The sequence below is a fragment of the Halobacillus sp. A1 genome, assembly GCF_024189295.1.
Lineage (GTDB): Bacteria > Bacillota > Bacilli > Bacillales > Halobacillaceae > Halobacillus_A.
The window spans coordinates 312,191-334,126 of the sequence record NZ_JAIZEN010000001.1 but is presented as its reverse complement, the minus strand read 5'-3'; the positions used below and the strand labels follow the sequence as shown (position 1 = coordinate 334,126).

16 protein-coding genes are annotated in these 21,936 nt (G+C 43.7%); 3 read left to right on the top strand and 13 right to left on the bottom strand.

The window, feature by feature from the left end:
* Positions 1–44 precede the first annotated feature (44 nt).
* The 5 genes from LF817_RS01525 to LF817_RS01505 all read right to left on the bottom strand — a co-directional run bounded on the left by LF817_RS01525 (position 45) and on the right by LF817_RS01505 (position 4,915).
* Positions 45–548, bottom strand: coding sequence for an O-acetyl-ADP-ribose deacetylase (locus tag LF817_RS01525; RefSeq protein ID WP_253933992.1), 504 nt, complete (start codon positions 546–548; stop codon positions 45–47).
* Between the two features lie 13 nt (positions 549–561).
* A complete protein-coding gene (locus tag LF817_RS01520) occupies positions 562–1,764 on the bottom strand; it encodes an MFS transporter (protein WP_253933991.1) in 1,203 nt (400 codons plus the stop codon).
* A 12-nt stretch (positions 1,765–1,776) separates the two neighbouring features.
* On the bottom strand, positions 1,777–3,438 hold the full coding sequence (locus LF817_RS01515) for an SLC13 family permease (protein WP_253933990.1): 1,662 nt from the start codon (positions 3,436–3,438) through the stop codon (positions 1,777–1,779).
* Between the two features lie 147 nt (positions 3,439–3,585).
* Positions 3,586–4,416 (bottom strand): cytochrome c oxidase assembly protein, encoded by an 831-nt coding sequence (locus LF817_RS01510; RefSeq protein WP_371924988.1) that lies wholly within the window; start codon positions 4,414–4,416, stop codon positions 3,586–3,588.
* Complete coding sequence (locus tag LF817_RS01505; RefSeq protein WP_253933988.1) at positions 4,412–4,915, bottom strand: DUF2243 domain-containing protein; 504 nt, start codon at positions 4,913–4,915, stop codon at positions 4,412–4,414. The genes LF817_RS01510 and LF817_RS01505 overlap by 5 nt, the downstream gene beginning before the upstream one ends.
* A gap of 296 nt (positions 4,916–5,211) precedes the next feature.
* Here LF817_RS01505 and LF817_RS01500 point away from each other — a divergent pair, with 296 nt between their 5' ends.
* From LF817_RS01500 to katG, 3 genes are all read left to right on the top strand, one after another.
* Positions 5,212–6,795: a BCCT family transporter gene (locus LF817_RS01500; RefSeq protein ID WP_253933987.1), complete on the top strand. Its 1,584-nt coding sequence runs from the start codon at positions 5,212–5,214 to the stop codon at positions 6,793–6,795.
* Between the two features lie 544 nt (positions 6,796–7,339).
* A complete protein-coding gene (locus LF817_RS01495) occupies positions 7,340–8,506 on the top strand; it encodes a DUF4317 domain-containing protein (RefSeq protein WP_253933986.1) in 1,167 nt (388 codons plus the stop codon).
* 474 nt (positions 8,507–8,980) lie between these two features.
* The gene (katG, locus tag LF817_RS01490; RefSeq protein WP_253933985.1) at positions 8,981–11,218 is read left to right on the top strand and encodes a catalase/peroxidase HPI; all 2,238 of its coding nucleotides are present in this window, start codon (positions 8,981–8,983) and stop codon (positions 11,216–11,218) included.
* Positions 11,219–11,412: 194 nt separating this feature from the next.
* Here the strand turns inward: katG and LF817_RS01485 are convergent, their stop codons facing one another.
* The 8 genes from LF817_RS01485 to gatC all read right to left on the bottom strand — a co-directional run bounded on the left by LF817_RS01485 (position 11,413) and on the right by gatC (position 21,525).
* Positions 11,413–14,205, bottom strand: a complete 2,793-nt coding sequence (locus tag LF817_RS01485; RefSeq protein WP_253933984.1) for a pullulanase — start codon at positions 14,203–14,205, stop codon at positions 11,413–11,415.
* Between the two features lie 682 nt (positions 14,206–14,887).
* Entirely contained in the window at positions 14,888–15,088 is a 201-nt protein-coding gene (locus LF817_RS01480) for a hypothetical protein (RefSeq protein ID WP_253933983.1), read from the bottom strand.
* A gap of 46 nt (positions 15,089–15,134) precedes the next feature.
* The gene (locus tag LF817_RS01475) at positions 15,135–15,758 is read right to left on the bottom strand and encodes an RQC-minor-1 family DNA-binding protein (protein WP_253933982.1); all 624 of its coding nucleotides are present in this window, start codon (positions 15,756–15,758) and stop codon (positions 15,135–15,137) included.
* A 29-nt stretch (positions 15,759–15,787) separates the two neighbouring features.
* Positions 15,788–17,167, bottom strand: coding sequence for a 23S rRNA (uracil(1939)-C(5))-methyltransferase RlmD (gene rlmD / locus LF817_RS01470; protein ID WP_253933981.1), 1,380 nt, complete (start codon positions 17,165–17,167; stop codon positions 15,788–15,790).
* 87 nt (positions 17,168–17,254) lie between these two features.
* Positions 17,255–18,169 carry a diacylglycerol kinase gene (locus LF817_RS01465; RefSeq protein ID WP_253933980.1) on the bottom strand — a complete coding sequence of 305 codons (915 nt, stop codon included), beginning with the start codon at positions 18,167–18,169 and terminating at the stop codon, positions 17,255–17,257.
* 153 nt (positions 18,170–18,322) lie between these two features.
* The gene (gene gatB, locus LF817_RS01460) at positions 18,323–19,753 is read right to left on the bottom strand and encodes an Asp-tRNA(Asn)/Glu-tRNA(Gln) amidotransferase subunit GatB (RefSeq protein WP_253933979.1); all 1,431 of its coding nucleotides are present in this window, start codon (positions 19,751–19,753) and stop codon (positions 18,323–18,325) included.
* The gene (gatA, locus tag LF817_RS01455; protein WP_253933978.1) at positions 19,750–21,222 is read right to left on the bottom strand and encodes an Asp-tRNA(Asn)/Glu-tRNA(Gln) amidotransferase subunit GatA; all 1,473 of its coding nucleotides are present in this window, start codon (positions 21,220–21,222) and stop codon (positions 19,750–19,752) included. Before gatA ends, gatB begins: the two co-directional genes overlap by 4 nt.
* Before the next feature lie 12 nt (positions 21,223–21,234).
* A complete protein-coding gene (gatC, locus tag LF817_RS01450; RefSeq protein WP_253933977.1) occupies positions 21,235–21,525 on the bottom strand; it encodes an Asp-tRNA(Asn)/Glu-tRNA(Gln) amidotransferase subunit GatC in 291 nt (96 codons plus the stop codon).
* Between the last annotated feature and the right edge of the window lie 411 nt (positions 21,526–21,936).

Sequence of the window (21,936 nt, the reverse complement as noted above, 5' to 3'; positions counted from 1 at the left end):
AAATTTTGAGAGGTCAGAAATTTGACCTCTTCTAGTTTATACAATTAGATAAGTTCTTGATACAGTCTTTTGTTTTCATCGTCAAAACAAACAAAATATACTTCATCTATATGATCATTCTGCCGTAAAAATGCTTTTACTGTTTTAATAGCTACTTCAGCTGCCTGCTCTTTTGGAAATCCATAAATGCCTGTGCTTATATTAGGAAAGGCGATCGTTGTAAATCCTTCATTCACGGCCAGTTGCAATGAATTTTTATAACAAGAAGCAAGTTGCTCCTCTTCTTGCTGGTCTCCCCCACTCCACACAGGACCGACCGTGTGAATGACTTTTTTTGCGGGGAGACGTCCTGCGGTTGTAATGACCGCTTCACCCGTTTCACACTCGCCTATTCCACGGCATTCTTCCATAATTTCCGGTCCGCCGGCTTTATGAATGGCTCCATCCACTCCACCACCTCCCATAAGCTGGCGATTGGCAGCATTGACAATGGCATCTACTTGAAGTTGAGTGATATCTTTCTCTGTAATATCGATTAATGAACTCATATGAAAACCTCCTTCACCTGTCCTCCATTTTTTTATAAATAGGGATACAAATAATAACAAACAACAAAATTAAGCTTGTGGATGCAATTCCGATCCATTTAAAGGTTTCCCATAGGTTCCCGACTGCCGTACTTCCGACAGCGACCCCAATATAGTAGCTGATCAAATAAAAGCCTGAAGCCCCGCTGCGATGGTGGGAGGCTGATTTGCTGACTAGAGCTGCAGCCATCGAATGAGCAACAAAAAAACCCATACAAACGAGTCCGAGACCGGTCAGAATGAATATTACAGGCTCAACAACTGTTAACCAGACTCCTAGAAGCAACAGACTTAATCCAGCTAACATGACCTTTGGCAATCCGAAACTATTAGCCATTCTCCCGGCCAGCGGCGGGGCAAGAACTCCGAAACCATAGGCTAAATAAGTAAAGGATATCCATTTAAGCGACCATTCATAAGGAGCGGACTGCAGGTAAAACGGTAAATACGTCCATACAGCAGTAAATACAATTTGCAGCACTAACCCCATCAGAAACAATGCAAGCATATTCTTATTCGTTAAATGGATGAGCATTCCTCTTATATCTTCACGTAGGGGAGCAGATTGTTTTTTAAAAAATCGCTCTTTCGGTAACAATAAAATAAATAGAATTGTAGTGATAATTCCAAATGCTGAAACAGAGAGCAGCATCATCTGCCAATCTAATATATCTGTCAGATAACCTGATACTACACGACCGCCCATTCCTCCTAAAGCGTTGCTCGAAATATACAATGTCATAGCAAGTCCTAAATCTCTTGAAGATACCTCTTCCCCCAAATACCCCATCGCTGCCGCAGGTACTCCCGCCAGAAAAAATCCTTGTAAAAGCCTAAATATCATTAACCATTCAAAAGATGCGGCAAACGGCATCGCTGCCAGCAGCAGAACTGTTCCCGTGAGAGAAAGACGCATCATCAGTATTCGTCCGTAACGATCAGCCAGAAAACCGAGAATAAACAGTCCTATGACCATTGAAAGAACCGAAGCCGACATGAGCACACTTGCTTGCGTAGCCGTTACTTGGAATTCATCTACGAATACAGGAAGTAACGGCTGAAAAACATATAACGTAGAAAATACTAGCAAAGAAGCCAGCATCAGAGCGATGGTGACTCGCCAAAATGCCCACTCTTTCGGTGTATAGGGCTTAACCGCCTCTTGACTGATCACCATAACGTCCATCCTTTATTCATTATTGAATTGTTCAGGGAAAGTGGTTAAATCTATTCCCCATACGAGAGGTAAATAATAGTAAATGGCCAGGGTCACTAATACGATAGCCATTACGTTGAGCAGAAATCCTGCTCTCGCCATATCTGGAATCCGCAGATACCCGGAGCCGAATACAACAGCGTTTGGCGGAGTGGCAACTGGAAGCATAAATGCACAGCTAGCCGCTACCCCTGCCCCAATCATTAAGCTGTATGGATGAACATTAATAGCTGCTGCTAATGATGCCATAATCGGAAACATCATCGTAGCCGTGGCCGTATTTGAAGTGATTTCTGTCAAAAAGATAACGAGAGCAATGACGATTGCGAGTATTAGTATAAAACTGACTCCTTCTAAGATCGTTAACTGAGTACCGACCCACTCAGCCAGCCCTGATTCCTCGAATCCGGCAGCTATTGCAAGACCTGCACCAAATAACAAGAGAATACCCCAGGGAAGCCCCTTCGCCGTATCCCAATCTAAAAGGAATGATCCTTTGTGATTTTTAGAAGGAATAAGAAAAAGTACGATGGCCGCAATCATCGCTATGATCGTGTCATCTATATTTTCATTAATATAAGGAGCGAGTAAAAAGGAACGAGTAATCCACGCAAAAGCAGTTACGGAAAAAATAGTCAGTACAATTTTCTCTTCCCAGCTCATTATCCCTAGAGCCTCACGCTCTTCACGGATAACTTGCTTACCTCCTGGAAGCTCCTTCATTTCCATAGGATAAGCTACCTTCACTAAGTAAATCCAGGCAATGGCCATAAAGATCACTGCCAACGGCACCCCAAAAGCCATCCATCCGGCAAAGGAAATCTCGATGCCGTACTGATTTTCCACTACACCTCTGAAAATAGTGTTCGGAGGCGTCCCGATCAACGTAGCCAATCCACCTATAGAAGCGCTGTAGGCAATGCCAAGCATCGTCACTTTGCCAAAATTGAACGAGGAATGATCTATGGAACCATCCCCTTGCTTTTTCAACTGCTCCGAAGCTTGATAAATAACGGCTAATCCTATAGGCACCATCATCATAGCTGTCGCCGTATTAGAGATCCACATTGATAAAGCACCCGTAGCGACCATGAAACCGAGCACGATTCGTTCTGTACTCGTCCCTACGTTTGAAATGATAAATAGCGCAATTCGCTTATGTAAATGCCACTTCTGCATCGCGAGAGCAATTAGAAAACCTCCCATAAATAAGAAAATCGTATTATCTCCATATGAGGAAGCTGTATCGTCACCATTCAAACCACCCGTTAAAGGAAATAAAATCAACGGAAGAAGTGACGTTGCCGGAATCGGCATGGCTTCTGTAATCCACCACGTAGCAATCCACAATGTGCTGGCTAATACAGCAACCCCGCTTTGGGATAATCCCTCGGCCTCAAAAAACAATAATGTAAGCGCAAACAAAATAGGTCCTAAAAAAAGACCGATTTTCTGCCTGTTGTCAAAAGAAGGACCATCACCATTCGGCTTCTCTTCCGCCTTTTTATCATCAGATTGTGCATCAGACATATCATCAGAATGACCGGTTACTGTAAATTTCATCAAATCCTTCGCCTGGTCATGCATATCCCAAAGCCGAGCCCAATAACTTTTTAATAATGACAAATAATGCATATTTTTCCTCCCATCGAGTTTGTTGAGTCATATATGTAAGAATATTCAAATATATTATCAAATTTTAGCACACATAAATATTGGAATATATAGGACGATAGGGTGTAATTCTTGAAGGCAACCCCTGCATAGGGAAAGGGATTGCCTTCAAGCAGGATCTGTTTCGAAAGGTTTTGCCATGTTGTTGACCTTAGAATTTTCAGGCGCTGTCGATCGGTACCAGTGAAGACATAGGATGAACACAATAACCAAGTCTATCCCGTCACCCCCGTAGTACATAAGCATGCCTCCGCTCTCAGCTTGATCGACCGGCACCCCTGCCGGCGGATTTCCATAAATGTATTTTGATAAGATGCCATGACCCGCAAGAGCAGCAATCAGAGTGACAGCTCTATACACATAACCGTTTCTATGAGGTGTGGGATCGATATAAATCATAGAAACGGTAAATAGATAACCCGCAATGAAAACGTGAGCATGAATGAACACATGCAAATAACTATTTTCATGCATCTCCTGATACAAAGGTGTCGTATAAAGAATCCATAACCCCCCGACGTTAAGTAAAGAAGCAGCGACAGGATCTGTTAATACCCGTGACGGCCATGATTTCAGAAATCGCGAAAGCCGCTTTGCCTGCCCTTGAGGAAGCGCACGCAAAAACAGAGTCATCGGGGCAGCTAAAGCCATTAGGAGAGGAGCGAGCATTCCTAACAGTAAATGCCCAAGCATATGCATCGTAAAATCCATATGAGCCAATTGAGCAAGAGGACCACCGACTGCAACAAGGGCACAAGCGATCCCCAGCACCCATAAAACTATCCGGTAAAAGGGCCAAGGTCTTTGACGCTGCCTTGAGAAAAATACTGCTGCGCCATATAGTATGAGGGCGAAAATAAAAGGCAGCGCTAAAAGAATTTGCACCCATTCAGAAAGCTCGGCACCTGTGGTTTGACCATGAATGTGAGAAGTACTAATCACGCTGCTCACCCTTATGTTTCTTCATTTTTTTCTTCGTCCATACTAGAAGAAACGCGCCTGCAAGGATCATGACAACGGCTGTAATATTCCAAACCAGATCATATATAATCAGATTATCCACATAGCGAATCTGGTGAATGCGCATGACCTTATGCTGGATTGTTCCATCGTATAATTGAAAAGCCCCCGCCCCAAGTAAAACGCCGCTCCACCACCTGGTCAGCCATAAAGCGTTCCTTCTCCGCAAATCTGCAAACAGAAATAAACTGCCGATTGTCGCAAACCAGCTGAATGCATGGAATAAACCATCAGATACCAACCCGGCATCCGTGGTCGACTTATCATAAAAATGGTGCCAGTGTAATAGTTGATGAAAAAGAGTTTCATCCAAGAAAGCTGCTAAACCGACACCGAATAAAATACCTGACCACAAATTACGAGTGGAATACGAAAATTGATTGGAAATTATAGAACTTTGATAAGTATTTGCCGTCATAGGAACCTCCTGAAATCGTTAAGTAACGTACAAATAAAATTCCCCCAATATCTTCCTGTAAACTTCTAATTCCTATAATTTCATTAAAAATTCTAAACTATAATCCTTAATCAATATATAATTTTCGACAATTCCAGATTTCTGGCATTATTTTATTTAAAATAGGGAAAGGGTTCTGGAAGGTCACTTATTGAATAGCTAAGAAACGGGGTGTTCTTCATAACAGTTGGCCGATACTTAAGTTTGAACGTGTGTAGATTTAAGACATAATTTTAAATGTTAAAGGAGGCAATGTGATGGACAAATCAAAAAAGAAGTGGAAATTTATGAACAGGGTATTTTTAATCTCTTTTTCTATCATCTTCTTATTCGCTTTATGGGGTGGTCTGGCACCTGAGACCCTCGCTTCGCAAGCTGAAGGAATTTATGGATTTATTGCAGAAACTTTTGGCTGGTTTTATTTAGTCTTTGTGCTATTTTTAATCATCTTCAACTTTTATTTAGCATTTAGTAAATACGGAAAAATCCGCTTAGGCGGGGATGACGTCCGTCCGAAATATCCGCTTTTCACGTGGATCGCCATGCTATTCAGCTGTGGATTCGGTGTAAGTATCGTTTTCTGGGGTGTTGCTGAACCGATGACCCATTTCGGCTCTCCACCTCCGTTTGATGCCAGCATTGAAGCTGAAACGCCTGCCGCTGCGCGTGAAGCCATGTGGAACGCATTTTTCAACAACGGGATCCACCAGTGGGCTTCCTTTACTTTCGTGGGACTGGCTCTCTCCTACTTTATTTACCGTCAGGATGAGCGAAGCTTAATCAGTGATACGATGAATTCCGTCATCGGAAGCACTGGAAAAAAACCACTCCGGAATACGATCGATATCATTGCTATCATAGCAACAGTTATGGGTGTAGCAACGACTTTAGGGTTGAGTGTATTACAAATAAACAGCGGACTTGGAAGTGTATTCAACGCACCAGGTGGAGCTGTCACTCAAATCTCTATCGTTGCTGTCATGTTCATCTTCTTCATGCTTTCCACCCTTTCCGGACTGGACCGCGGTATTAAATACTTAAGTAATGCAAACTTAGGGATCGCCCTTATCCTTATGATTATCGTTTTGTTTATAGGGCCGACCCGTTTCATTTTAGAAACTCTTACAATGGGTGTAGGAGATTATCTGCAGAACTTTTTCCAAGCCAGTTTAAGGCTGGACTCTTATACTGACAGCACGTGGGTGCAGGACTGGCCTGTTTATTACTGGGCATGGACCATTGCATGGGCGCCATTTGTCGGAATGTTCGTAGCCCGTATATCTAAAGGGCGTACCGTAAGAGAATTCGTACTTGGCGTCATGGTCGCCCCGCCTGCTATCGGAATTATCTGGATCGCTATATTCGGCGGAACCGCGATTCATCTCGATCTATTCCAGGGTACTGATATTGCAGCCGCAGTAGCAGAAGATGAAGCAACAGCACTATTTAACATGCTGGATAATCTTCCATTTGGAACGATTTTATCTGTGCTTTCCATCTGTCTGCTGTTCACTTTCCTTGTAACCTCTGCTGACTCAGCAACATTCGTACTGGGAATGATGAGTTCAAATGGCGATAATAACCCTTCTGTGGTGGTAAAAGTGGTATGGGGTACCCTGATTGCTGCACTAGCCACCGTATTAATTATCAGTGCCGGCTTAGAAGGACTTCAGACGGCATCGCTGATTGGAGCACTGCCATTTTCAATTGTCTTGTTCATCTCGTGTGTCTCTCTGTTGAAATCAGTCAGGGAAGATTACAGAGAAGCTAGACTTGAAGAAGAGCGAAAAAGACATCGTCGCATCCAGAAGCAAATTGAAGATTATAATTCAGATGACTAATCGAGACATGTGTTTCTGGTCATCTCGCTTTTAAAAATAACTAAGTACGGGGCTGTCCTAAAAGTCTAAGAAACAGGCTTTTATGGTCAGCCCTTTTTCTTTGCCATCCTCTGTTAATCCTCACCCTTACACACATGATCCCTTTTTTTGAAAACTCCGTTTCGAGACTTTGATATGAGGAAATGGCGGGTTAGAAAACGGATCGCTTTCCGTGACCACTTAAAAACTAAGCTATTTTAAAAAATCGATAAGTACACGTCCATATGAAGGTGCAGCTATGAATGATAGACCCTAATATGGTGGGTAATCATCTGGATTTTTCATTAGCAAGCACTTTTTCATTGGCCACAGTCATTCCTCGCCGCCCCTGTGCACTTACTAAATGAATTATTAAGTGTTCATCCCATAAAAAAACACACCAGGGACTTCCTGTTATGAATTTATAGAACTGTTATTTTAATCTCTGAGTGATTAAAAGATTCGTATGATAAAATAGAAGAATCTTTTACTAGATGATCACAAAAAGCTTAGGAGTGGACGATTGATGGACAAAAAAGATATAGCCGGCATCCGCCGACAGCTTAAAGTGGATAATGACTTATTGAAGATCACTGACATCTTTAACGTATATATCATGAAAGAAACGACCGACATTTACCATCACCAGAGTCAGCCATTTGAAATGCTGGATAGAGATCAGCAGGAGCTGTTCATGGCAAACTTCAAAAAAGTACTGACCGGACAACTTGATGAAAAATTATTCGAGCTGAAATTCAAGCGTGAAGCAGAAGATCACAGTCAGCTCATCCTGCATAAAGGATTACTGAGCAGCGGTGTTGAAGAATGGAAAGAACAAATGCTGCAGATGACAGAAAAAATGATCCATGATCACCCTTATGAAAAAGATGTGGTCATCACTTTTATTCGCGCGGAATACTTAATGAAGACGAAACGAAGTAGTGAAGGATCCGACGAAAGTGAAAGAGATTCCGTTTACGCGAATCCCTTTATCCTTTGCAGCATCAACAAAACGGAGGAACCTAAGAAAGAGATTCAGTTCGACTATATCGAGAAAGAATTCAAGTACAAAATAGAGGTCGATCCAGTCATCGACCTGAAAAATCCAATGTCCGGGTTCCTCTTCCCTACCATCACGGAGGGAGCTTCTGATGTGAACCACGTACTCTATTCCTCAGGCAAAGCCAATGAGCCGGACTATCGCTTTATCGAGGACGTACTAAATGGAGAAGAATTCATGACGGCTCAGGAAGACAAGGCAGTGTTTGAGGAAGTCATCAAGGATGTAGTGGGAGATCAACTTAACCCTTCCACCCTGTCCAGCGTTTACGGAGAAATCAATAGAGTCGTGGAAGAAAACGAAGACGACGAACCACCAAAGCTAGATTACAAAGACGTGGAACGCGTGCTGACCCAAAGTGGCGAACAAGTCGATTCTGAAAAGATTAAAACCGCTTTTAAAAGATTTACCGATGACGAAGGCTATGAGCTGAAAGCAAGCAGCATCGTGCCTAAATACAAATCAAAATCTATTAAAATCAACACCAAGATCGCCAACATCTCGATCAGCCCTCAGGACCTTGAGTATGTGAGGCAGGTCAATTATAAAGGGAAACGATGTATTATGATTGAAGTGGAAGAAGATGCGGAGATTGATGGATTTAAGATGCTTCCTGAAGCATTTGGTGAATGACAAAATTAAACATTAGCTTTCGGTTATGAAAACAGATGGAGGGGTTTTTCTCTATCTGTTTTTCTTATATAGGTGGCCTTGAGCTGAAATTATTGATAGAAAAGCCCGAAGTAAGACCAACATCTTTTTATAAAAAACTCCTTAAATTCAAGTGTACGGTCCACATTTCTGAATATCTCCTATTCCCCTTTCAGTGCGATAATATTTCTCAAATATTCTTTAAAAACACTAAAATCTACTTTATTTTCAGTAAATTTGTTAAAATAGGAATGAAGCCATTTCACCCCCCCCCACAGTCTGCTTTTGATCCAGTCTGCTCCATCCCTGTCATTACACATTCTTTGCTGTCCAATTGAAAATTATTTTCGATAATCTATGTATCTCGCTTTCAATTTCGATTCTAATTTATTATAATTATAATCTAAGAGTGATTTTAATTGTTTGATTCTAACATAAAGAAGGGGAGTATAACTTATGGACAAGAATGAAATGCATGAAAGTCAAGCTGGTAAGTGCCCTGTATCACATGGTAAAACGGAGGAAGAAAGTGCCGTAACGACCTCAAAAGTTGGTACCACAAATAAAGACTGGTGGCCGAACCAGCTGAATCTCCACATTCTCCATCAGCATGATAAGAAAACGAATCCCATGGGTGAAGACTTTGATTATGCGGAAGAATTCAAAAAGCTGGACTATTACGAACTGAAACAGGATCTTCATCAGTTAATGACAACTAGTCAGGATTGGTGGCCTGCTGACTTTGGACACTATGGTCCACTTTTCATCCGTATGTCATGGCACGCAGCTGGAACGTACCGTACAGGAGATGGACGCGGCGGCGGTGCCACTGGTACCCAGCGCTTCGCACCTCTAAACAGCTGGCCGGATAACGCGAACCTTGATAAAGCCCGCCGCCTGCTTTGGCCGATCAAACAAAAGTATGGAAACAAAATCTCATGGGCTGACTTACTCGTTCTGACTGGTAACGTTGCACTTGAGGACATGGGCTTGAAGACATTTGGATTTGCTGGCGGACGTGAAGACGTTTGGCATCCTGAAGAAGATGTCTACTGGGGTACTGAGAAAGAATGGCTGGAGGACAACCGTTACTCAGGCGACCGCGAGCTTGAAAGTCCACTTGCTGCCGTACAGATGGGGCTTATCTATGTGAACCCTGAAGGACCAAACGGAAACCCGGATCCACTCGCAAGTGCTGTAGACATTCGTGAAACATTCGGCCGTATGGGAATGAACGATGAAGAGACTGTGGCTTTGATTGCCGGCGGTCACACATTCGGTAAAGCTCACGGAGCTGGCGACCCTGAAAAAGTTGAAGCGGCACCAGAAGCCGCTGATATTGAAGAACAAGGCTTAGGCTGGCACAGCACTCACGGAAGCGGTAAAGGCCGCGATACCATTACCAGCGGTGTAGATGGTGCATGGACCGCTAACCCGACAGTTTGGGATAACGGATTCTATGATCTATTATTCGGTTACGAATGGGAACTTACAAAGAGCGCTGCAGGCGCCAACCAGTGGGCGCCTGTAAACCCTAAAAAAGAAGATATGGCACCAGATGCCGAAGACCCATCTCAACTCGTTCCTACGTTTATGACAACAGCCGATATGGCGTTACGCATGGATCCTGACTACGAAAAAATTTCACGCCGTTACCATGAAAATCCGGCTGAATTCGCTGATGCCTTCGCACGTGCATGGTTCAAGCTGCTTCACCGTGACATGGGACCGAAATCAAGATACCTCGGCCCTGAAGTTCCAGAAGAAGATTTGATTTGGCAGGACCCGATTCCTACAGTTGATTATGAATTGTCAAACGCTGAAATAACTGAGCTGAAAGCGAAAATCCTTAATACTGGATTGACGATCAGCGAGCTTACTTCAACAGCATGGGCTTCCGCAAGTACGTACCGCGGATCCGATATGCGCGGTGGCGCGAATGGCGGCCGTATCCGTCTAGCCCCTCAAAAGAATTGGGAAGTAAACGAGCCTGAGAAACTGGAAAAAGTACTTTCCGTCTATGAAGACGTGCAAAGCAAGCTTGATAAAAAAGTCAGCATTGCTGATTTAATCGTTCTAGGAGGCAGTGCAGCCGTAGAAAAAGCTGCAAAAGATGCAGGCGTTGACATCACTGTTCCGTTCGTACCAGGACGAGGCGATGCACCCCAGGAACAAACAGATGTAGAAAGCTTTGAAGTATTAGAGCCGATGGCCGATGGCTTCCGAAACTATGAGAAGAAAGCCTACACACTGAGTCCGGAAGAATTATTAGTGGACAAATCTCAGCTTCTTGGCCTTTCCGCACCGGAAATGACTGCATTAATAGGCGGTATGCGTGTGCTTGGTACAAACTATAAAGGAACAGACCACGGCGTATTCACAGACCGTGTCGGCACACTTACGAATGACTTCTTCGTGAATCTGCTTGATATGGGGATTGAATGGAAACCGTCAGACTACAACCTTTACGAAGGACGCGACCGTCAAACTGGCGAACTCGTGCGCACAGCTACACGTGTAGACCTCGTATTCGGTTCAAATTCTGTCCTGCGTGCCCTTGCAGAAGTATATGCACAGGATGACAATCACGAAAAATTCGTGCGTGACTTCGCAGCTGCATGGGTGAAGGTCATGAACGCTGACCGTTTCGACCTTACAACGAAGAGCGATTCTATGATGTATCATAATGCATAATTAAAAAGCACCTTACCTGGATGCCTGGAGCGGAATCTTTCGCTTCAGGATCATTCGGTAAGGTGCTTTTTCAGGTTTTACGACGAGGGTATATAAGTGGAGCGAGAAAGAAGACAGCATCCTCTAATAGTTAGCTGCCTTCTTTTTTTATATTTAGAGCCCCACACTCCGCATCACTAACGTATTTGCTTTTTTTATCGTTTGCTTTTTCCTTTACCAGGCTTTTCACATGGATCGTTTCCGTTTCCTTTCGCATCACATTTCACAACTACAGTCGTTAGTGGATCTATCGTAATTTCGTTTGCATTTTTACTAAATCCAGTCGGTTCACTTACTTTGTCTGTTCCTGCTTCATCGTCATCTACAATCACTTTGCCAGGAGCTAAATTGTAATCTTCCATCGTAAACGTGCGCTCTTCTTCATCCGCATTTACGAACACAAAATACTTACCTGTATCATCTGTAGATTCGGCTTTATAAGCAAGAGCCAAATCATTTTCTTCAATCTCAGGAACTTCAAGCTTTGTCACATTCTCATCCACCTCGTCCATCGTACCTAACCGGAAGGCGTCTGTAGATCGGCGCAGCTCAATTAAACCAGTCGTATATTCACGAGTTAAATTATGAATTGGGTATTTGTCAGAATTCGTTGCTTTTTCCCAGTCAATCATATTTATCGCGTCCGTTGAATCATAAGAATCATGGATGAAATAAGGATAGTTGAAAGGTTCACCCTCTTCGTCTTCCATGTATGTTGATTTGTAAGGAGCTTCATCTGTTTCTGCTTTAAATTGCTTCGTCCGGCCAAACTCCTGGCCTGCATGAAGGAAGGATGTACCTTGAGACATTAACACCATAGAGTTGCCGAGACGGATTCGTTCGTGTATTTCTTCTTCGTGCTCATCAGGGTCCTTTTTTATAGATTGGGCAATCACGTCATGAAGGGTCAAATTATCGTGAGCTGCGATATAAGGTACCACATCCCCAGGATCTGATGCTTCAAAGTTGTGAGGTTTTGCGGTGACGTTATCAAAAATCTGCTGCACGTTCCGTGGACCTCCAGTTAAGAAGCGCGCTTCGCCTTCACTTCCAAATCCAGACTTCAACTCATTACGAAAATCATCAGAGAAAACACCGACACTCTCGGTATCCTTCATCCAGTCCTGGTCAGCCGCCTGCACATTACCGCCATTTTCATCGCCAGCGTAAGTTCTCCAACCTTCCCCGATCATTAAAATGTTCGGGTTTAATTCTTTTGCTTCATCATAAGCGGTTTGAATGCTTTCTGCATCGTGATCGCCCATCATATCAAATCGGAATCCGTCTACTTTAAATTCATCCACCCAATATTTAATGGAATCTACTAAAACTTTGCGAGACATATCATGGGTCGTACCTAAGCGGCCGCCGCCAAAGCTTGTTCGTGGTGTGCCGTCTGCATCCATAAAGTGGTAGTAGTTAGGGACTAAGTCTTCAAAAATACCAACATCAGCCGTATGGTTGTAGACTACGTCTAATACTACACCCATATCACGCTTGTGAATTTCATCAATTAAATGCTTAAGCTCTTGAATTCTAAGTTCCGCATCATCCGGATTCTCAGAATACATCCCTGTAGGGGAGAAATAGCTCTGAGGATCATAACCCCAGTTATAATTGTTGTCATCAGAATCGTAGTCGGGCATACGCTCTGCGCTAGCCCCTTCATCACCAAAGTAATAACTCATCACGGGAAGCAGTTGAATATGAGTAACTCCTAAATCTTCAATGTAATCAAGCTTATCAATAAAAGCTTCAAACGTACCAAATTGCGAACTCAGTTCATCTTCAATGCTCGGATCAGAAGTAAAATCACGTACATGAACTTCATAAATAATAGCATCCTCGCGTTTTTCATACCCATCAATTTCAGCATAATCTAATGCTGGCCCAATGGAGGATGGATCGACAATCGCTGCTTTTCCAATAGAGTCATCGCCTTCATTATTCCATTTGGCCATGGATTTAGCGTAAGGGTCTAACCCTGTTTTCGTTTCGCCTTCACGTTCAATTTCTAAGTGATAATAATATCCAGTTAAGTCATCGACCCCGGTATTGCTCTTATCAAGCGTCACGTTCCATACACCGCGATCTTCCAGGTTCATGTCAACATTCTCTACGACTTCATCTTGATTATCCTTGTTATAAAGTTTTACAGAGACGCGGTCAGCTCCAGGTGACCAAAATTTAAGATTGGCACTGCCGTCTTCTTGAAGATCCATACCCAGGTCTCCATCATACCCATATGTATCATCGATGTAGCGCCAGCTGACATTGGCTGTCGTCGATTTTTCGTTAAATGTAATTTTGTAAGGAGCGGCTTCCACATCAAACGTACCGCTGATTTCTACTTTTCCATCTTTCTTTATCTTCACTTTTTCAAATGAAGCTTCCTCGCCATTCTGATCCTGGATGATTAACCCTTCATGAAGAGCTTCCTTTGTTAATCCCTCTGTCGAAGAGAAAAGTATTTCTAAGGTATTCTCGTTTATGAGTTCCGCTGAGTTAAGACCGATTTCAGGTAAATATTCAGGGTTTGTATAGACCGTGTCATCTCCTTCACGAATATAAAGGTCATCATACTCATCGACGCTGCCCGCCAATTTATCATTGCCGTCCTTGTCTTCATTTTCTGTATTAACGACTACAAATCCAATATCTTCAGCATCCTCCGCTAGTTCTACGTCGATATAAGCTCCACTTTCACCAACCTGCTCGTCTGAAAAATTAGAGGCTCCCGTGGGCCAGGCGCCCGCCTGATCAGAAGGCATAGCAACATCTTCAAACAGCCAAAGCCCCCAATCGCTGTAGCTTTGATCCGACCGATCATAATGGATTCGTACTGTATCTTCTCCTTCTTCTGCTTTTAAATCGCCAGAAACAAAAGGAATGAGACTTAAACTGACGGCTGCTGCAATAGCTGAAATGTACTTAGATTTTCTTTTCACCAAATCATCCTTTATTAGTTTTTTTGTGAAACCGCTTGCATTAATTATATAATTACCGCTCGTTAAAAAACAACTCTATATCCATAATATTGAAAAAATAGATATATAGTTGTGCAAGTTTGTCTTGTGAAATTGTGCACTCGCTTGCATGAAAGATATCCCAAATGGACGACAGGACCTAATTATAATAACAAAATTCACTAAGATTACGCGCAAAATAGATTGTAAGAGTTTTGACATAGATTTAGAAATGTGTGCAAACAAAAAAGGCTTGCCTGCCCTGACACAACTCTCTAACGTTATTGATACCGAATCAATAACAAACGAGGAAGTGAGAGTGCTTGCAATGCCTGAGATCATGAGTATTACAGCTTTAGATTTTAATGAGGTGCGCTTTAAATGTTACTGCTGATATTTATATGGATGTGAAATCATGAATCATGCTGAACCACATGTTTTACACCAGAGGTCATGATATAAAGACGCGCTCCGCCTCCTAATATTAGTGGAAAAAAGGAAGGTATGTCATCAACAATTCACAAGTATCGTTACCACGTTTTTCACATTATTCATATCGTTAAGGGTCACACCAGCACTTGAGCTTTGTCTATCCAATTTGCTAAACGATTAACTTATCATCTCCTAAATAAAAAAAGCAGGGAAGTTTCTCCCCGTTTTTCCTTCACTCATCCATCTCTACTACCCTGACTACTTTATTTCCACAGTTTTTGCATTTTCCCTCCAACATCACTCCCTCAGGATGATCGACAATAATAAAGTCCGTGATAGTGACTGCACCTCTGCATTTGGCACAGAAGCCGTTGTTTATTAGTTTCTTTCTGAATTCATCGGGTATTGATAACCACTTTTTATTCGCTTCCATTGTTGACCCTCCTTATACTATCACCAATTTTGTTTGTACTGCTCCCTCACCGAAAAATCTCGTATTCTGAAAAGCCCTCTAAGGCTTTCTGAGTTCTTTCCTCTCTATTTTTTAACATCGAATCATCGAAAGGTACTTTTCCTTCTAATACTTTGACCGTTTCCCTAATGGCGGCACGTACTTTTCTATAATCGATCTCTTCCCATAATTGCAAGTAAGGAATAAAAGCCTTGTTTCCGGACGCTTTAATTTTCTCAAGCATAAGAAGGATCATCTGCCTGTCCCGATCCTTTAGATAGGTCATGTCGGGATCCTTTTTCCCTTCTCCAATCCACTCTTCCCATTCACGAACCAGTTTATCCGCATACTGAGAGGATTGAATCAGCCACCCCCGGTCTGTGAAAACAATCAGGGGAAGCCTCCCGAATTTTTCGAGCTTTAAAAAATCACGTTGAATCATCCAATTGATCTTGCTTGTAATGTCATCAAGTTTTTCACTATTATAAAACCCATAACCCGGACTTTTGTCCAAATCGCGTTCTAACAGTTTCTTCTCCTTTGATCCCTTCAAGATCTTGGCGAGTTGTGTCCGGCCTCCCCGGGCAATGATCCAATCTGCGGTGGCCAGGATGGTTTTGATTTCTTTATGAGTTAAGGGATTAGGGGCCATTGTACACACACCTCCGAATCAAGGATTACTCATAGCTTCTTCTCCAACCAGGTCACGCACTCCACATGACTCGTCTGCGGAAACATATCTACAGGCTGAACCTCTTTCGTCTCATAGCCTCCATCTTCAAGAACACGCAAATCACGTGCGAGCGTCGATGGATTACAGGATACATACACAATACGCTCAGGCTCCATCTCAAGCATCGCCTGCAGGAGTGCTTCATCGCACCCTTTACGTGGGGGATCGACTACGATCACGTCAGGGCGCAGTCCCTGGTTACGCCACCACGGCATGATTTCCTCGGCTTGGCCTACATAAAATTCTGCATTGTCCATGTTGTTCAGGCGGGCGTTTTTCTTCGCGTCGGTTACGGCTTCAGGAACAATCTCAACGCCATACACTTTCTCAGCTTTCTGAGCTAAAAACAGGGAGATGGTTCCAATGCCGCAATAGGCGTCGATCACGGTTTCTCCGCCGCGTAAGTCGGCATACTGGAGTGCTTGATCATACAGCTTTTTCGTCTGGGTGGGGTTCACTTGATAAAAGGACTTTGGTGAAATCATGAATTTCACGTCGCCGATGGTATCGTAAATGTACTCGCCGCCCCAGAGTACGTGCGTTTCTTTTCCAAGAATTACGTTCGTCCGTCCGCTGTTAATGTTATGCACTATGGATTTTACGTTTGGGAACGCATCGCGTATTTCATCGATCAGCTTTTCTTGATGTGGAAGCTTCTTCGTTCGTGTGACAAGCACGACCATAATATCTTTCGTTGTCTGGCCGGTCCGCACCATGATATGACGCAGCACTCCACGGTGGTTTTCTTCGTCGTACGCGTGAATGCCAAGCCGGCTTGCTATGCGCCGCACGGTTTCGACCATACGATCATTCATTTCGTCTTGAATGAGACACGTATCCATATCAATGATATTATGACTCCGCTTTTGGTAAAAACCTGTCATCAGTTCGCCGTCTTCTTTTTGTCCGACAGGGATCTGGACTTTGTTCCGATAGCGCCACGGATCGGCCATACCTATTGTTTCATGGACGGGTACGTGATCGAGATGAGCCACTTTCTTCATCGCGTTTTTCACTTGATTGTGTTTCATCTCAAGCTGCATACTGTAGCTCATATGCTGCAGCTGGCAGCCTCCACACTGGTAATATACATCACAGGGCGGCTCCACTCGTTCTTCGCTCGCTTCCTCTACGTCCAGCAACTTCCCGAATCCGAAGTTTTTCTTCACTTTGACGACTTTGACTTGTCCTTTTTCTCCGGGAAGCCCATAAGGTACAAACAAAGGATATCCGTCTACTTTGCCCACTCCATTGCCTTCGTGTGTCAAATCCTCAAATGTCAGCTCAATCGTCTGATTTTTTTGTACGGGCGGCTTTGGTTTCGCCATATTACATCCGTCCTTTTCGTTTCTTAGCTGTTCACAGCTTATCACAAAAACGCCGCCGTCACTAGGACAGGCAGCGTTTGACTGTTATCATTTATTCGTTAGATCGGGTGAAAATTTATCTTTTGGTACGAAGAATTCGATATGACGATAAAGATTGACGAACTCTCCAGGGAGCATGCCGCCGAACTCTCCATCTATGTTCAACTGCATCTTCTCTTCTGTATGAACCTTCACTCGACTTGCTGTCGTATGAATGAATTTGGGATGGTTCAAGTGGTTGCCCTGGATTGCTAACGTAGCTAGACGCGCAAACTCCGCAATGTTCATTTTCTCAATGATCATCAGATTGAATAAACCATCATCCATTTTCGCTTCAGGCGCAAGCTTTTCAAGACCGCCGACTGAATTGGTATTAGAAACGAGAAACAGCATGACTTCACCTTTATAGATACGACCGTCATGTTCCATTTCAACATACGTCGGTCTTAATGATGGGAGCATCTCAATCCCTTTAAGATAGTAAGCAAGTTGTCCAAGCATCGTTTTCAGTTTACTTGGAACTTCATAAGACACTTCGGTAATTTTCCCGCCGCCTGCGATATTCATGAAATAATGACCGTTCACTCTGCCAATATCAAGCGGTGTTGAATAATCACCTAAAATGACATCGACAGCTTTATGGATATTACGTGGTACACGAAGTGCACGCGCAAAATCATTCGTTGTCCCTACGGGTATGATGCCGAACTTCGGTCTGAAGTCCTGCTCAGCGATTCCATTAATGACCTCATTAATGGTCCCGTCTCCGCCAGCTGCAACCACGACATCAAATTTCCGTTCCACAGCAACTTTAGCTGCTTTCGTCGCATCACCTTCACACGTCGTCGCGTGGGCAGATGCTTCGTAACCAGCTTGCTCGAAACGTTGTAAAATATCAGGAAGAACCTTTCTGACGATCTCTCTCCCTGATGTCGGATTATAAATAATACGGGCACGCTGCATAGTATGACCCCCTCATCCATCATGCTCCAAATAACATCATAGCGTGTTTTTCAGCATTTGAAAACATTAAAGTGTCTCATTTAAAAAACACACACGAGGAGTGCGTGCTTTTTAATATGGCCGGAGAAGGAGGGTTTCCTTCTCCGATTCATATTATCGCTTGTCCATTTCCTCTAAAATGATCTTGTTGACCATTGGTGGATTAGCCTGACCTTTCGTCTGCTTCATGACTTGACCGACAAGGAAACCTAAAGCTTTATCCTTACCGTTCCTGTAGTCTTCAATCGACTGCTGGTTGTTATCAAGAATGCCGGAAATGATTTCACGAAGCTGTCCTTCGTCAGAAATCTGAACTAGCCCCTTATCTTTAACAATCTTCTCAGGATCTCCACCTTTTTCTACTAAATCACTGAATACTTTCTTGGCGATTTTAGAAGATATCGTACCATCTTCAATCAGCTTAATCATTTTCGCCAGTCCTTCAGGAGTCAGGGCAATATCGCTGAACTCTTTGTAATGCTTATTCAAATAAGCGGATACTTCGCCCATCAGCCAGTTCGAAGCCTGCTTGATGTCCGCACCCTGCGCAATCGTCTCTTCGAAGAAATCGGACATTTCCTTATTATTCGTTAAGACCATCGCATCATAGGCCGGCAGCTGTAATTCTTCGATATAGCGCTTCTTACGTGCATCTGGAAGCTCAGGAATCTGGTTGAAAATACGATCCTTCCACGCTTCATCAATATGAAGTGGAACAAGATCCGGTTCCGGGAAATAACGATAGTCGTCAGATCCCTCTTTGACACGCATCAAAATCGTTTCTTTCGTCTGCTCATCATAACGACGCGTTTCCTGAAGGATCTCTCCACCGGAAAGCAGTACTTTTTCCTGACGAACCTCTTCGAACTCAAGACCCTTTTGTACAAATGAGAAGGAGTTCAAGTTCTTCAGCTCCGTTTTCGTGCCGAACTCTTCCTGTCCAATCGGACGCAGAGAAAGGTTCGCATCACATCTTAAGGAGCCCTCTTCCATCTTACAATCAGAAACACCAGTATATTGAATGATATTTTTCAAAGCCTCTAAATAAGCATACGCTTCTTTTGGTGAACGAATGTCCGGCTCGGACACAATTTCCACCAGCGGCGTACCTTGACGGTTATAATCCACGAGTGAATACCCGTCATCACTGTGCGTAAGCTTCCCAGCATCCTCTTCCATATGAAGACGAGTAATACCGATGCGCTTCTTCACGCCATCCACTTCAATATCAATATACCCATTCTCCCCGATCGGCTGATCGAACTGAGAAATTTGGTAAGCCTTCGGGTTGTCCGGGTAAAAGTAGTTCTTACGGTCGAACTTCGTATCCGTCGCAACCTCACAATTAAGCGCCATCGCTGCTTTCATCGCGAAATTCACAGCTTCCTCGTTTAACACAGGAAGCACACCCGGGTACCCAAGGTCGATCGGGTTAACGTTCGTATTCGGAGAATCCCCGAACATATTCGGAGAAGGACTGAAAATTTTCGATTCTGTTTTTAATTCTACGTGGACTTCAAGTCCAATCACTGTTTCAAAATTCATGAGCTCGCACCTCCAAGGGACGGGCGTTGTTTATGGAAGTCTGTCGCCTGTTCAAAAGCATGAGCAGCACGGTAAACGCTATTCTCATCAAAGTGACGGCCGATGATTTGCAGGCCGATCGGTAAACCTTCAGATGAGAAGCCGCACGGAACAGAGATTCCTGGCACGCCAGCTAAGTTGACTGGAATCGTTAAAATGTCATTGGCGTACATCGTCAGTGGGTCATCGATTTTCTCGCCGACTTTAAACGCTGGGGTCGGAGTAGTAGGTCCGACAATGACATCATAGTCCTGCAGTACTTTTTCGAAATCATTTTTAATCAATGTACGGACTTGCTGCGCTTTTTTGTAATAGGCATCGTAATAACCAGAGCTAAGCGCAAAAGTTCCCAGCATAATACGGCGCTTCACTTCGTCGCCGAAGCCTTCAGAACGGGAACGCTTAAACATATCAAGCATCGTTTCAGCGTTTTCCGTACGCTTTCCGTAACGGACACCGTCAAAACGGGCAAGGTTCGCGGACGCTTCTGAAGAAGAGAGCAAGTAGTACGTCGATACGGCGTACTTGGAGTGTGGCAGGGATACTTCGTCCCAAGTCGCTCCAAGCTCCTCATACTTTTTCAATGCGGCTTGAACGGCCTCTTTCACCTCAGGAGTGACACCTTCGCCGAGATACTCTTTCGGCACGGCAATTTTCAACCCTTTTACATCACCTGTGAGGGCTTCTGTGTATTTAGGTACTTCTACGTTCGCAGAAGTAGAGTCCATATTGTCGTAACCGGCTATCGTCTCAAGCAAGTAGGCATTGTCTTCAACGGAGCGGGTAATGGGACCGATTTGGTCCAGGGATGAAGCAAATGCGATTAATCCAAAACGGGATACGCGGCCATACGTAGGCTTCAATCCAACCACACCACAGAAAGCAGCAGGCTGGCGGATAGAGCCGCCTGTATCAGAGCCTAAAGAGAACGGAACTTCGCCAGCTGCCACAGACGCAGCCGATCCACCACTGGATCCCCCTGGTACGTAATCCGTATTCCAAGGATTGCGTGTCGCGTAGTAGCTGGAGTTCTCATTGGAAGAACCCATCGCAAACTCATCCATGTTCAATTTTCCGATAGTTACAGACTTCGCTTCATTCAGCTTGTTAACGACGGTCGCATCATACAATGGATCCTCGAAGTTATCTAAAATCTGGCTGGCCGCTGTTGTGCGCAAGCCCTTCGTTACGATGTTATCTTTGACACCGATCGGCAAACCGAATAATGCAGCAGCGTCATTGCCGCGCTGTTCATCTAGTTCAGCTGCCTGTTTCAGTGCAGCTTCTTTATTTAATGTAAGGAAGGCTTGGACCTGGCCGTCGACTTCCTCAATACGGTTGTAGGATTCATTAACTAAATCAGTTACTGTAATCTCTTTACTATGTAGCTTATCTTTCAGCTCGCGTAAAGAATGTTCAAACAAAGACATGTAGGTCCCTCCCTATTCCAAAATAGATGGAACTTTAAATTGTCCATCTTTATGATCCGGTGCATTTTTCAGCACATCTTCTTTCTCAACCCAGCGCTTCGGCTCGTCCTTACGCATCACATTGTGCAGATCAAGAACATGCGTCGTCGGTTCTACACCTTCTGTATCAAGCTCATTCAACTGCTCAGCATACGTAATAATATCGTCCAGCTGTTTCGTGAAAAGATCAGCCTCTTCTTCCTTAATAGAAAGACGGGCCAAGTGCGCCACGTGTTTTACATCTTCTTTACTAATACGGGACATATACTTTCCTCCATTCGATCTCACATAATATATGATCATACCAAATTTCTAATTTCATACGCAACGATCAACTATACACCCTTTCTATCATAACATATAGTTCAAGTTCATTCATGGGCGACCTTGCCATGAATGTTACTTGAACTTATCGGGCGTTTACAGAACGTTTTCCCCTAGTCACATTTTACTTTTACTGCCTCATTAGAATTAGGGGAATTACGGACTGTTAACCTGCGGTAAAGCGAAACTTCATTCAGGGGGTTTTTCCTGAATGTTAGTTGAGCCAATCGGGCGTTTACGGACTGTTCCCCCATTTGCACACTTCCGCCAGTTAACTGAATCTGGCATGGGGGTTACAGATCGTTAACCTGCGATATAGTTCAAGTGCTCAGTAATACATTTTCTCCTATA

Excerpts from the sequence above, each read along its gene's own strand:
- LF817_RS01525 (WP_253933992.1), bottom strand. The coding sequence starts at position 548 with ATGAGTTCATTAATCGATATTACAGAGAAAGATATCACTCAACTTCAA.
- LF817_RS01520 (WP_253933991.1), bottom strand. The coding sequence starts at position 1,764 with ATGGTGATCAGTCAAGAGGCGGTTAAGCCCTATACACCGAAAGAGTGG.
- LF817_RS01515 (WP_253933990.1), bottom strand. The coding sequence starts at position 3,438 with ATGCATTATTTGTCATTATTAAAAAGTTATTGGGCTCGGCTTTGGGAT.
- LF817_RS01505 (WP_253933988.1), bottom strand. The coding sequence starts at position 4,915 with ATGACGGCAAATACTTATCAAAGTTCTATAATTTCCAATCAATTTTCG.
- LF817_RS01500 (WP_253933987.1), top strand. The coding sequence starts at position 5,212 with ATGGACAAATCAAAAAAGAAGTGGAAATTTATGAACAGGGTATTTTTA.
- LF817_RS01495 (WP_253933986.1), top strand. The coding sequence starts at position 7,340 with ATGGACAAAAAAGATATAGCCGGCATCCGCCGACAGCTTAAAGTGGAT.
- katG (WP_253933985.1), top strand. The coding sequence starts at position 8,981 with ATGGACAAGAATGAAATGCATGAAAGTCAAGCTGGTAAGTGCCCTGTA.
- LF817_RS01480 (WP_253933983.1), bottom strand. The coding sequence starts at position 15,088 with ATGGAAGCGAATAAAAAGTGGTTATCAATACCCGATGAATTCAGAAAG.
- LF817_RS01475 (WP_253933982.1), bottom strand. The coding sequence starts at position 15,758 with ATGGCCCCTAATCCCTTAACTCATAAAGAAATCAAAACCATCCTGGCC.
- rlmD (WP_253933981.1), bottom strand. The coding sequence starts at position 17,167 with ATGGCGAAACCAAAGCCGCCCGTACAAAAAAATCAGACGATTGAGCTG.
- LF817_RS01465 (WP_253933980.1), bottom strand. The coding sequence starts at position 18,169 with ATGCAGCGTGCCCGTATTATTTATAATCCGACATCAGGGAGAGAGATC.
- gatB (WP_253933979.1), bottom strand. The coding sequence starts at position 19,753 with ATGAATTTTGAAACAGTGATTGGACTTGAAGTCCACGTAGAATTAAAA.
- gatA (WP_253933978.1), bottom strand. The coding sequence starts at position 21,222 with ATGTCTTTGTTTGAACATTCTTTACGCGAGCTGAAAGATAAGCTACAT.
- gatC (WP_253933977.1), bottom strand. The coding sequence starts at position 21,525 with ATGTCCCGTATTAGTAAAGAAGATGTAAAACACGTGGCGCACTTGGCC.